This window comes from Bradyrhizobium sp. 23AC (genome assembly GCF_054863025.1).
The window spans coordinates 170,236-182,667 of record NZ_JAVAYN010000004.1 but is presented as its reverse complement, the minus strand read 5'-3'; the positions used below and the strand labels follow the sequence as shown (position 1 = coordinate 182,667).

Sequence of the window (12,432 nt, the reverse complement as noted above, 5' to 3'; positions counted from 1 at the left end):
GGGTCACGCCATGAATGTTCTGTCTTCCGTCGACACCAAGAAGCTTGAGGCTGCTGAGATCGTGGATGAGCTCTGGTACAAGGACGCCATTATCTATCAGCTCCACGTCAAGGCCTTCGCCGACAGCAACAATGACGGGATCGGCGATTTCGCCGGTCTGACCGAGAAGCTGCCCTATCTCCAGGAGCTCGGCGTCACCGCGCTGTGGCTGCTGCCGTTCTACCCCTCGCCCGGGCGTGACGACGGCTACGACATCGCCGACTACGGCTCGGTCAATCCCGATTTCGGGACCATGAAGGATTTCAAGCGCTTCATCCAGGAAGCGCAGAAGCGGGGCTTGCGCGTCATCACCGAGCTCGTCGTCAACCACACCTCGGACCAGCACAACTGGTTCAAGCGCGCGCGCCGCAGCCATCCGGGCTCCAGCGCCCGCAATTGGTATGTCTGGAGCGACACCGACCAGAAATACCAGGGCACGCGGATCATCTTCACCGACACCGAGAAGTCGAACTGGACCTGGGATCACGAGGCTGGCGCCTTCTACTGGCACCGCTTCTTCTCGCACCAGCCGGATCTTAATTTCGACAATCCGCGCGTGGTCAGCGCGCTGATCCAGGTGATGAAGCGCTGGCTGGACGCCGGTGTCGACGGCTTCCGGCTCGATGCCATTCCCTATCTGTGCGAGCGCGAGGGCACCTCGAACGAGAACCTTCCCGAGACGCATGCGATCATCAAGCGCCTGCGCCACGAGCTGGATTCCTACTCCAAGGGCAAGCTGCTGCTGGCCGAGGCCAATCAATGGCCGGAGGACGTGCAGGAATATTTCGGCCGTGGCGACGAGTGCCACATGGCCTACCACTTCCCGCTGATGCCGCGCATCTACATGGCGATCGCGCAGGAGGACCGCTTTCCGATCACCGACATCCTGCGCCAGACGCCGGACATTCCGGCAAGCTGCCAATGGGCGCTGTTCCTGCGCAACCACGACGAACTGACGCTGGAGATGGTCACCGACGTCGAGCGCGACTATCTCTGGACCACCTACGCCAACGATCCCCGCGCCCGCATCAATGTCGGCATCCGCAGGCGCCTTGCGCCGCTGATGGACAATGACCGGCGCAAGATCGAGCTGATGAACTCCCTGCTGCTGTCCTTCCCCGGCACGCCGATCATCTATTACGGCGACGAGATCGGGATGGGCGACAACATCTATCTCGGCGACCGCAACGGCGTGCGCACGCCGATGCAATGGAGCCCGGACCGCAACGGCGGCTTCTCGCGCTGCGACCCGGCCCGCCTCTACGCGCCGCTGATCATGGACCCCGTCTACGGCTACGAATCCGTGAATGTCGAAGCGCAGTCGCGCAGCCTGTCGTCGCTGCTCAGCGCCACCAAGCGGCTGATCTCGGTGCGCAAGTCGACGCTCGCCTTCGGCCGCGGCACCATGACCTTTATCCGCCCGGCCAACCGTGCCGTGCTCGCCTATGTCCGCCAATACCGCGACGAGGTGATCCTCTGCGTTGCCAATTTGTCGCGCGCCGCGCAAGCGACCGAGCTTGATCTGTCGCCGTGGAAGGACCGGATCCCGCAGGAGATGCTCGGCCGCACCCGCTTCCCCGCGATCGGAGAACTGCCCTACATGATCACGCTGGGGCCCTACGGCTTCTACTGGTTCCAGCTCCAGGAGCGCGACAAGTCCGAGCCGGTGACGCCGCGCGCGGTGCCGGAGTTCGAGACGCTGGTAGTGCCGGTGAACTCGAACTGGGTGTCGCTCGCCCGCGAGCGCGGCGTGTTCGAGCGCGACGTGCTGCCGGGATTCTTGTCACGGACGCGGTGGTATCCCGAGCACAATCCCAAGCAGATCAAGACCACGCTGACCTCGGCGGTGCCGTTCTGCGACATCGGCGACAACAGGCCCTGGATCGCTTTTTTCGAGAAGGCCGACCAGGACGCCGCGTCGCGCTACGTGCTGCCGATGCAGATCGAGTGGGTGCGCTTCGACCGCGAGCGCTTCAACCCGAGGGCACTCGCCGCCGTGCGCCAGGGCGCGCGCGAAGGCACGCTGCTAGACGTGGCGACCGATCAGATCTTCATCGGCCTGTTCCTGCGCAACCTGTCGCAGAATTTGGTGGTGGAAGAGAACAATCTGCGGCTGGAGTTCAAGGCGACCAGCCGCTTCGCGGATTACACCATCAAGGAGCCAGAACGCATCCGCGCGATCGAGCAATCGAACAGCACCGCGCTGGTCGACAACCAGTACGTCGCCAAGCTCTATCGCCAGCTCGAAGGCGGCATCAATCCCGAGATCGAGATCGGCCATTATCTCACCGAGGTCGCGCGCTTTGCCAATACGCCGGCGTTGCTCGGCAGCGTCGAGCTGGTCGAAGGCGATCAGCGCAGCACGCTCGGCGTGCTCCATGCCTATGTCGAGAACCAGGGTGACGGCTGGACCGTGACCACGGGTTATCTCGATCGCTATATCGACGAGCAACGCGTGTTGTCAGCAGGCGAAGCGCCGCGCGAGACCCAGGAGCAAGCGCCTTATCTGCACTTCATCGCGCAGATCGGTCGGCGGCTCGGCGAGTTGCATGTCGCCCTGGCGGCGGCAGAGCCGCACGATCTCGCTCCCGAGCCGATCGGCTCTGCACACGCCAGACGATTTGTGTCCGACCTCAAGGCGCGGGCCGAGCGGATTTTCGAACGGCTGGCCGACAGCCGCGACGGCCTGCGGGAGGCGGACCGGCCGCTGATCGACCGGCTCGCCGCCGTGCGCGCGTCCCTGCCCGACCACCTGAATGCGCTATTGCCTTCCGGGATCGGCGGGCTGAACATCCGTCATCATGGCGACTTCCGCCTCGGGCAGACTCTGATCGTGAAGGACGATATCTTCATCATCGACTTCGACGGCGATCCGCGTCTGCCGCTGGCCGACAAGCGGCGCAAGGCGCCGGCCGCGCGCGACGTCGCCGGCCTGATCCGCTCGATCGATCTTTCGGTTAACGCGGCGCTGAGCCGTGCGCTCACGGGTGCTTCCGACGAGCAGGGCCGGATCACCGCCGCGCTCGACGAATGGCGCGAGCGAACCGCCGCGACCTTCCTGTCCGCCTATCGCGAGGCCGTGACCGATCGACGGCTATGGCCGGAGGATCGGCAATCCGCGGAAGGCCTGTTAAGGTTTTTCCTGCTTGATCAAGCCTTCGATGAAGTAGAGTACGAGCTGTCCAACCGGCCTGAGGGGCTCCATGCGCCGCTGACCGGACTGCTTCGCATTCTGTCCAGTGCCGGGAGCGAAGCCCATGCCTAAACTGCCTGCCGAGGCCTATGCGATCATCGAGGGCCGCCACTCCGACCCCTTTCACTATCTCGGACGGCATCCCGAGGGCAATAAAAGCGTGGTGCGCGCTTTTCTCCCCGAGGCCTCAAATGTCGAGGCAATCGGCGAGCATGGCGAAGTCGCTCCGCTCGACCGCGTGCACGATTCCGGCCTGTTCATCGGCGCCCTGCCCAATGGCTCGAAGCACTATCAGCTGCGCGCAAAATTCGGCGGCAACGTTGTCGAGTTCGAGGACGCCTACCGCTTTCCGCCGATCCTGACCGATTTCGACCTCTATTTGCTCGGCGAAGGCACCGATCAGCGCCTCTACGACAAGCTCGGGGCGCATCCGATGCGGCTCGAGGGCATCGACGGCATCGGCTTCGTGGTGCTGGCGCCCAACGCACGCCGCGTTTCCGTGGTCGGCGATTTCAATTTCTGGGACGGACGGCGCCATCCGATGCGGGTGCGCGGCGCCGGGTATTGGGAATTGTTCATTCCGCATGCCAAAGCCGGCGCTCACTACAAGTTCGAGATCATCGGCCCGCACGGCCATCTGCTTCCGCTGAAATCAGACCCGATGGCCTTTGCCAGCGAAGTCCGTCCGAAGACGGCCTCTATCGTGTTCGACGAAACGCATTTGCCACGGCCGCGCCCGGCGCCCGACGGCATCAACGCGCTGTCGGCGCCGATGTCGATCTACGAGGTCCATCTCGGCTCATGGCGTCGCAAGAACGGCGATGAATGGCTGACCTATCGCGAGCTGGCCGAACAGTTGCCGGCCTATGCCCGCGACATGGGCTTCACTCATCTCGAATTCCTGCCCGTGAGCGAGCATCCCTTCGACGGCTCCTGGGGCTATCAGCCGACCGGCCTCTATGCGCCGACCAGCCGCTTCGGCACGCCGGAGGATTTTGCCGCGCTCGTCGATGCCTGCCACCGCGAAGGGGTCGGCGTGCTGCTCGATTGGGTGCCCGGTCACTTCCCGGACGATCCGCACGGGCTCGGCAGTTTCGACGGCACCGCGCTCTACGAGCACGCCAACCCGCTCCAGGGCCGCCACCTCGACTGGGGCACCTTGATCTACAATTACGGCCGCACCGAAGTGACGAACTTCCTGGTGTCGAATGCGCTGTTCTGGATGGAGCGTTATGCCATTGACGGCTTACGCGTCGATGCCGTCGCGTCCATGCTTTATCTCGACTACAGCCGGCCGCCCGGCGCCTGGATCCCGAACCAATATGGCGGCCGCGAAAACATCGAGGCCATCAACTTCCTGCGCCGCTTCAACACGGAAGTCTTCGCGCGCTTCCCGCAGGCGACCACGGCGGCCGAGGAGTCCACCGCCTGGCCGCAGGTCTCGCGCCCGGTCGAATTCGGCGGGCTCGGCTTCGGCTACAAGTGGAACATGGGCTGGATGCACGACACGCTGAACTACATCAGCAAGGATCCGATCCATCGCAAGCACCACCACGGCGACATCCTGTTCGGCCTGCACTACGCCTTCTCGGAAAACTTCATCCTGCCGCTCTCGCATGACGAGGTCGTGCACGGCAAGCGCTCGATCCTCGGCCGCATGCCCGGCGACGAGTGGCAGCGCTTTGCAAATTTACGCGCCTATTACAGCTTCATGTTCGGCCATCCCGGCAAGAAGCTGTTGTTCATGGGCGCGGAAATCGCCCAGAGCCGCGAATGGAATCACGACCAGTCGCTCGACTGGCACCTGCTCGAATACAAGTATCATTCCGGCATCCAGTCGTTGATCCGCGACCTCAACCGGCTCTATCGCGCGGTGCCGGCGTTGCACCAGATGGACTGCGACCAGGCCGGCTTCGAATGGCTGATCACGGATGACGCCAACCGCAACGTGTTCGCATGGCTGCGCAAGGGATTCGACGAGCAGGCGCGGTGTCTCGTCATCATCAACTTCTCTCCCAATGTCTATCGCAACTATCGCGTTCGCGTGCCCTTTGCCGGCAAGTGGAAGGAAGTGTTCAATTCGGACTCCGCCCATTATGGCGGCAGCAATGTCGGGAACATCGGTGAGGTTCATGCCGTTGAAGGCAAGGTGCCCGAGCTCCGCCTCACCATTCCGCCGCTCGCCGCGATCTTCCTCGTTCCGGAAAGCTGACACATGCGCCTGACTGCTGGATCGCCTGCACGCCTCGGCGCAAGCTGGGACGGACGCGGCACCAATTTCGCGCTGTTCTCGGCGAACGCACAGAAGGTGGAACTCTGCCTGTTCGACGCGCAAGGCCGCCGCGAGCTCGAGCGCATCGAGCTGCCTGAAAAAACCGAGGATGTCTGGCACGGCTATCTCAACGACGTCTCGCCGGGGCAACTCTACGGCTATCGCGTGCACGGCCCCTACGAGCCCGAGCACGGCCACCGCTTCAACGCGAACAAGCTGCTGCTCGATCCCTATGCCAAGCGGCTCGCGGGACGCCTGGTCTGGAGCGATGCGCATTTTGCCTACCGCACCGGGAGCCCGCGCGAGGATCTGTCCTTCGACCGGCGCGACAATGCCCGCGGCATGCCCAAGGCCGTCGTGGTCGACGAGACCTTCAACTGGGGGCGCCGCGAGATTCGTCCCAACATCCCCTGGGAAGACACCGTCATCTACGAGGCCCACGTCAAGGGTTTGACGCAGAAGCGCGACGACGTTCCGCCGAACCTGCGCGGTACCTATGGCGGGCTCTCCTCACCAGCGATGATCGAGCACCTGAAGAAGCTCGGCGTCACCACGGTCGAGCTGCTGCCGGTGCACAGCTTCGTCGATGACCGCATCCTGGTGGAGAAGAAGCTCGCCAATTACTGGGGCTACAACTCGCTCTCCTTCTTCGCGCCGGAGCTACGCTACGCCCAGGACAATGCGCTCGACTCCTTCCGCACCACGGTGGCGCGCCTGCACGATGCCGGCATCGAGGTGATGCTCGACGTCGTCTACAACCACACCGCCGAAGGCAACCATCTCGGCCCGACGCTGTGCTACCGCGGCATCGACAACGCCTCCTATTACTGGCTCAACCGCGAGAACCCGCGCTATTACGACGACTTCACCGGTTGCGGCTCGTCGGTCAATCTCACCCATCCGCGCGTGCTGCAGATGGTGATGGATTCCTTGCGCTACTGGGTCGAGGTCTGCCACGTCGACGGCTTCCGCTTCGACCTTGCCACCACGCTCGCGCGCGGACCGAACGGTTATGATCGCGGCATCTCGTTCCTGACCGCGATCCGGCAGGATCCGGTGCTCGCGACGGTCAAGCTCGTCGCCGAACCCTGGGACCTTGGCCTCGGCGGTTACCAGGTCGGCGCATTCCCCTCGCAATGGTCGGAATGGAATGATCGCTATCGCAGCGCCATGCGCCGCTACTGGAGCGGCGAAGGCAGCCTGATCGGCGACATCTCCAGCCGGATGACTGCATCCTCCGACCTGTTCAACCATGACGGACGACGGCCGCGCGCCAGCATCAATCACATCACCGTCCACGACGGCTTCACGCTCGCCGACCTCTTCAGCTACAACGAGAAGCACAACGAGGCCAACGGCGAGGACAACCGCGACGGCTCCAACGACAACCATAGCAACAATTGCGGTGTCGAGGGCCCGACCGACGATCCTGATATCATCGCCCTGCGCCGTCAGCTTCGCAAGAACGTGCTGGCCTGCCTGATGCTGGCGCAGGGCGTTCCGCTGATCCTCGCGGGCGACGAGGTCGGCAACTCGCAATCCGGCAACAACAACGCCTATTGCCAGGACAACGAGATCGGCTGGGTTGGCTGGGACAATCTCGGCAAGGAGGGCGACGACATGGTCGAGTTCGTCGGCCATCTCGCCGACATCCGCCGCCGGTTCTCGCAGCTTCGCAGCCATCGCTGGCTCGACGGCCGCCCCGCAGACGGCGTGTCGTACGGCGCATTGTGGCTGACACCTGCGGGCGACGAAATGACGGAGAACGACTGGAAATTCCCGGAGGGAAGATTCCTCTCCTATGTGATGGGCCCGGTGGAACCGGGTGGGGCCGCGATCTTTATCGTACTGAACGCCGCCCCCGAAGAGATCGCATTCAAATTGCCCAAAATGACCGAATACAAGAGCTGGCAGCAGATCTTGAACACGACCGATGCCAAGCTGAATACGGTCGAGTTCCCGCCCGGGAGCGACAGCAAGGCCCCGCCGCGCTCCGTGCTCGCCTTCGCGGGGGCGCTATGAGGCCATCCTTCGGGGCGAGGCCGACAAAGGACGGCGTGTCGTTCCGACTGTGGGCGCCTGGCGCGCGCCGTGTCGACCTCCTGCTCGACCGAAGACACGCGATGCAGCGCCGGCAGGATGGCTGGTACGTGGCGGATATTTCCGGCCTCACCGCCGGCAGTCCCTACAAGTTCAAGATCGACGACGAGATCGAGGTGCCCGATCCCGCCTCGGCCTTTCAGCCCGAGGATGTGTTCGGCCCGAGCGAGGTGATTGATCACGACGCCTTTTCGTGGCGCGCGCGCGATTGGCGCGGCCGGCCCTGGGAAGAGACGGTGCTGATCGAGACCCATGTCGGCACCTTCACCTCCGAAGGCACTTACCGCGCCATGATCGACCAGCTCGATCATCTCGTTGCAACCGGGATCACCGCGCTGGAATTGATGCCGCTGGCCGATTTCGCCGGGCGCCGCGGCTGGGGCTATGACGGCGTGCTGTGGTACGCGCCCGACAGCGCCTATGGCCGGCCCGAAGACCTGAAGGCGCTGATCGACGAAGCGCATCTGCGCGGGCTGATGGTGTTGCTCGACGTCGTCTATAATCATTTCGGGCCCGAGGGGAATTATCTCGGCCGCTATGCGCCGACCTTCTTCACCGACGCGCACACACCCTGGGGCAGTGCGATCGACTATCGCGTGCCGCAGGTGCGCGCATTCGCGGTCGAGAACGCGCTGTCCTGGCTCAGCGACTACCGTTTCGACGGCCTGAGGCTGGATGCCGCCAATCACATCATGGCAATCCCCGGCGAGCAGTCGATGCTGCAGGACCTCAGCGTCGCGGCCGGCGAGCTTGCCAAGGCCACGGGGCGGCACATCCATCTCGTGCTGGAGAACGGCGACAATCGCGCCAGCCTGCTCGACGCGGCGCAGGAGCCGCCGAACGGCAAATATCGCGCGCAGTGGAACGACGATTATCACCACGTCTGGCACGTGATGCTGACCGGCGAGCTCGCCGGGTACTACGCGGATTACCAAACGCCGCGGCTCGATCTCGCCCGCGCGCTGGCCTCCGGCTTCGTCTACCAGGGCGAGGTTTCGGAGTTCTGGGGCAAGAAGCCGCGCGGCGAGCCGAGCGGCAAGCTGCCGCCGGCGACCTTCGTCAACTTCCTGCAAAACCACGACCAGATCGGCAACCGTCCGCTCGGCGACCGGCTCGAGAGCCTGGCATCATCGCAGCAGATCGAAGCGGCGCTTGCAGTGACCCTGCTCGCGCCGATGGTGCCGATGCTGTTTCAGGGCGAGGAATGGGGCTCCACGGCGCCTTTCCCGTTCTTCTGCGATTTCCACGGCGAACTGGCCGATGCCGTCCGCAAGGGGCGCAAGCAGGAATATGCCTGGGCTTACGAGAAGTACGGCGACGAGGTGCCCGACCCGCTCGATCCGGCAACGCTGCAATCGGCCGTGCTCGACTGGACCAGCCGCACGCCGCAGCAGGGCGCGCGGCTCGCGCTGGTCCGGGAGCTGCTCGCGCTTCGCCGCAAGGAGATCATGCCGCGGCTGAGGGGCGCGAGTTTCGGCGAGGCCGAGGCGGCCGACAGCGGCCTGCTCACCGCGCATTGGCGCATGGGCGACGGCACCGTGCTGCGACTGACCGCCAACATGTCGGACCACGAGATCGTCTGCAATGTCAGCGCGGGTACGCCGATCTGGGGCGGCGAGACCGGCGACCGGCTTCCGCCCTGGTCGGTGGTCTGGCGCCTCGGAGGTTAGGATGCCTCCCGCCATTCCGCTCGCGACCTACCGGCTTCAGCTCACCGCGGATTTCGACTTCGACAAGGCGGCCGCGGTGGTGCCCTATCTGAAGGCGCTGGGGATCACGCATCTCTATGCCTCGCCGGTGATGAAAGCGCGCAAGGGCTCGACCCATGGCTACGACACCGTCGATCACAGCCAGTTCAATCCGGAGCTTGGCGGCGAGGCCGGCTTCGCCCGGCTGAGCGAGGCGCTGACCAAGCACGACCTCGGCCTCATCATCGACTTCGTACCCAACCATGTCGGCGTGCATTTTGCCGACAATCCCTGGTGGCTCGACGTGCTGGAATGGGGCCAGGCTTCGCCCCACGCTGTCTCCTTCGACATCGACTGGGATCAGCTCGCCTACCGCGCCCGTGGCGGCGTGCTGCTGCCCATCCTCGGCGCATCCTATGGCGAGGCGCTCGAGCGCGGCGACATCGAGCTGCGCTACGATTCGGACCAGGGAAGCTTTTCCGCCTGGTATTTCGAGCATCGCCTGCCCGTCGCGCCGGAGCGCTATGGCGAGATGCTGCGCATGATCGTGAAGGAAGCGGATGCCGCCGAGACGGAGGCCGGCAAACGCCTGCTCTCGCTCGCGGAGCGCTATACCGGATTGCGCCGTCCCAACCGCAAGGAGGCACCGGCATTCAAGGCCGAGCTCAGGGAGATCCCTGGTGCCGCCGGAATCATCGCACGCGGCCTTGCCGCCTATCGTGCCGCCAAGGACCGTCCCGCGCAGACGCTCGCCCTGCATCATCTGCTGGAACGCCAGCACTACAAGCTCGGGCACTGGCGGCTCGCCTCCAGCGATATCAACTATCGCCGCTTCTTCGACGTCAACGGGCTCGCGGGTCTGCGCGTCGAGGACGCGAGCACCTTCGCCGCCACGCACCGGCTGGTGAAGCAGCTCATCGCCAGCGGCAAGCTGCAGGGCATCCGGCTCGATCACATCGACGGCCTGCGCGACCCCGCGCAATATTGCCAGCGGCTGCGCCGGCTGGTGCGCGACGCGCAAGGAAATACTAAGCCGTTTTACACGGTGATCGAAAAAATCCTGTGCGAGCACGAACGCCTGCCGCATTTCGCCGGCGTTCAGGGCACCACCGGCTATGAATGGATGAACGTCATCACCCATGCACTGGTCGAGGCCGGGGGCCTGGCGGCGCTGGACGAGACCTGGCGGCAGGTCAGCAACCGGCCGCCGCGGCTTGCGCCTTACGTCAAGGACGCCAAGCGGCGCGTGCTGGAGACGCTGCTGACCAGCGAATTCACCGTGCTGACCCGCCTGCTCGCGCGCATCGCCAACGGGCATTACTCGACCCGGGATTTCTCCGCCGACAGCCTGCGGCAGGCGCTCGAGCTCTATGTGCTGCACTTCCCGGTGTACCGCACCTATCTGACCAACAGCGGCCCGACCGCGCCCGACCGCAAGCTGATCGACGACACCATCGCGCGCGCCCGCGCGGAATGGTTCGCCGCGGACGAAGGCATCTTCGACTTCCTGCGCGACGCGCTGACCATGGACCTGCTCAAGCCCGGTCGCCCCCCGCACAGCGCCCCGCGCGTGCGTCGTTTCGCGCTGAAGGTGCAGCAATTCACCGGGCCGATGATGGCGAAGTCGCTGGAGGACACCGCGTTCTATCAATTCCACCGACTGCTCGCGCTGAACGAGGTCGGCGGCGATCCCGCCAGCACCGGGCTCACGATTTCCGCCTTCCACGAGACCATGCAGGCCCGCGCCAGGGAATGGCCGCTGGGAATGACGGCGACCGCCACCCACGACACCAAGCGCGGCGAGGACGCCCGCGCGCGCATCGCGGCGATCAGCGAGATTCCCGGCGAATGGACCAGCGCAGTGGCGCGCTGGAAGGTGTTGAACGCGCCGCACCTCACGCTCCACGGCAATTACCGAGCGCCGTCGGCGACGTTCGAATACATGCTCTACCAGACGCTGCTCGGAGCCTGGCCGCTGCAGGGACCGGTCGATGCCGGCTTCGTCGAGCGCATCCAGGCCTATGCGCTGAAGGCCGCGCGCGAGGGCAAGGAAGAGACGAGCTGGCTCAACCCGCATGAAGCCTATGAGAACGGCGTCAAGGGTTTCATCGACAAGATCCTCGATCCCGCACTATCCGGCGAATTCCTGGAGGCACTGCAAACGCTGGCCCGGCGCCTGGCGCTGCTCGGCGCCTTGAATTCTCTGAGCCAGCTCACCCTCAAGGCGACCCTGCCCGGCGTGCCCGACTTCTATCAGGGCACCGAGTTCTGGGACCTGTCGCTGGTCGACCCCGACAACCGCCGCCCGGTCGATTTTGGCGCGCGGCACGCGGCGCTGAATTCGTTGGACGATCCGGATTGGCGCGGCCTGATCAAGAGCTGGCCCGACGGCCTGCTCAAGCTGACCTGGACACGGCGTCTTCTCAAGCTGCGCAATGAACTCGCCGACGTCTTCGCTCAAGGCGACTATCAGCCGCTGGCGGTGCGCGGCGCACATGCCGACCATGTCATTGCCTACGCCCGGCGCCATGGTCGCGCTGCGGCGATCGTCGTGGTCGGACGCCAGTTCGCGCCGTTCACCCAAGCGGGCCGGGAATGGCCCGCGCTGGAGGGAATTGACGCGACCGTCGATATCACGGGCTATGCCGCAACGGGCCATGAGGGCCACGAACTGCCGGTCACGCAGGCTTTCGGTGATTTTCCCGCCGCTGTCATCGAGGCCCGCACGGCAAACGCCATCAGGCCCGCTCGGCCGCGCGTGCGCGCCTGAAGCTACTTTCCGTCGTCCTTGGTCAGCAGCAACTGCCCGCGCTTCTTGATCGTGGCCTGCGCCATCTCGGCAAAGCGCTGCAACAGCCAGGGCAGCACCACCTGGACCTTGACATGGTCTTCGGCGACGTCGACCTGACCCGTCGCGATCTGCCCGAGCGCGCGAATGCGAAAGGCCATGCTGTCGCCGGTCCAGCGCTCCTCCTCGACCTGCATCACCGGAATGCTGGCTGCCGCCCGGCCGAGCCCGGTCTTGAGCCGGCGCACCGCCTCTTCGCGGCCGAGACGATGCGGGATAGAAACGACAAGCGGTGCTGACATGGCCTTGCCCCGTGATGATCGATCCTCACATAGTCATGCCGGACGAAGCG

The 12,432-nt window shown here is 64.8% G+C and carries 6 protein-coding genes; 5 read left to right on the top strand and 1 reads right to left on the bottom strand.

Annotated features, from left to right (window positions below; genetic code table 11):
• The first annotated feature begins 10 nt into the window (after positions 1-10).
• Genes treS through treY form a run of 5 tightly spaced genes read left to right on the top strand, consistent with a single transcriptional unit; the run spans position 11 to position 12,062 of the window.
• Positions 11-3,304 carry a maltose alpha-D-glucosyltransferase gene (gene treS / locus RAD10_RS12015; RefSeq protein WP_461617634.1) on the top strand — a complete coding sequence of 1,098 codons (3,294 nt, stop codon included), beginning with the start codon at positions 11-13 and terminating at the stop codon, positions 3,302-3,304.
• A complete protein-coding gene (glgB, locus tag RAD10_RS12010) occupies positions 3,297-5,444 on the top strand; it encodes a 1,4-alpha-glucan branching protein GlgB (RefSeq protein WP_461617633.1) in 2,148 nt (715 codons plus the stop codon). The genes treS and glgB overlap by 8 nt, the downstream gene beginning before the upstream one ends.
• A 3-nt stretch (positions 5,445-5,447) precedes the next feature.
• Positions 5,448-7,526: a glycogen debranching protein GlgX gene (gene glgX / locus RAD10_RS12005; RefSeq protein ID WP_461617632.1), complete on the top strand. Its 2,079-nt coding sequence runs from the start codon at positions 5,448-5,450 to the stop codon at positions 7,524-7,526.
• Positions 7,523-9,274, top strand: coding sequence for a malto-oligosyltrehalose trehalohydrolase (gene treZ, locus RAD10_RS12000; protein WP_461617631.1), 1,752 nt, complete (start codon positions 7,523-7,525; stop codon positions 9,272-9,274). Before glgX ends, treZ begins: the two co-directional genes overlap by 4 nt.
• A gap of 1 nt (position 9,275) precedes the next feature.
• Positions 9,276-12,062 carry a malto-oligosyltrehalose synthase gene (gene treY, locus RAD10_RS11995; protein ID WP_461617630.1) on the top strand — a complete coding sequence of 929 codons (2,787 nt, stop codon included), beginning with the start codon at positions 9,276-9,278 and terminating at the stop codon, positions 12,060-12,062.
• A 2-nt stretch (positions 12,063-12,064) separates the two neighbouring features.
• Here treY and RAD10_RS11990 read toward each other — a convergent pair whose 3' ends face one another.
• The gene (locus tag RAD10_RS11990) at positions 12,065-12,382 is read right to left on the bottom strand and encodes a polyhydroxyalkanoic acid system family protein (protein ID WP_092253683.1); all 318 of its coding nucleotides are present in this window, start codon (positions 12,380-12,382) and stop codon (positions 12,065-12,067) included.
• Positions 12,383-12,432: the final 50 nt, after the last annotated feature.

Coding starts and splice junctions, on each gene's coding strand:
- treY (WP_461617630.1), top strand. CDS start 9,276: ATGCCTCCCGCCATTCCGCTCGCGACCTACCGGCTTCAGCTCACCGCG.
- RAD10_RS11990 (WP_092253683.1), bottom strand. CDS start 12,382: ATGTCAGCACCGCTTGTCGTTTCTATCCCGCATCGTCTCGGCCGCGAA.
- treS (WP_461617634.1), top strand. CDS start 11: ATGAATGTTCTGTCTTCCGTCGACACCAAGAAGCTTGAGGCTGCTGAG.
- glgX (WP_461617632.1), top strand. CDS start 5,448: ATGCGCCTGACTGCTGGATCGCCTGCACGCCTCGGCGCAAGCTGGGAC.
- treZ (WP_461617631.1), top strand. CDS start 7,523: ATGAGGCCATCCTTCGGGGCGAGGCCGACAAAGGACGGCGTGTCGTTC.
- glgB (WP_461617633.1), top strand. CDS start 3,297: ATGCCTAAACTGCCTGCCGAGGCCTATGCGATCATCGAGGGCCGCCAC.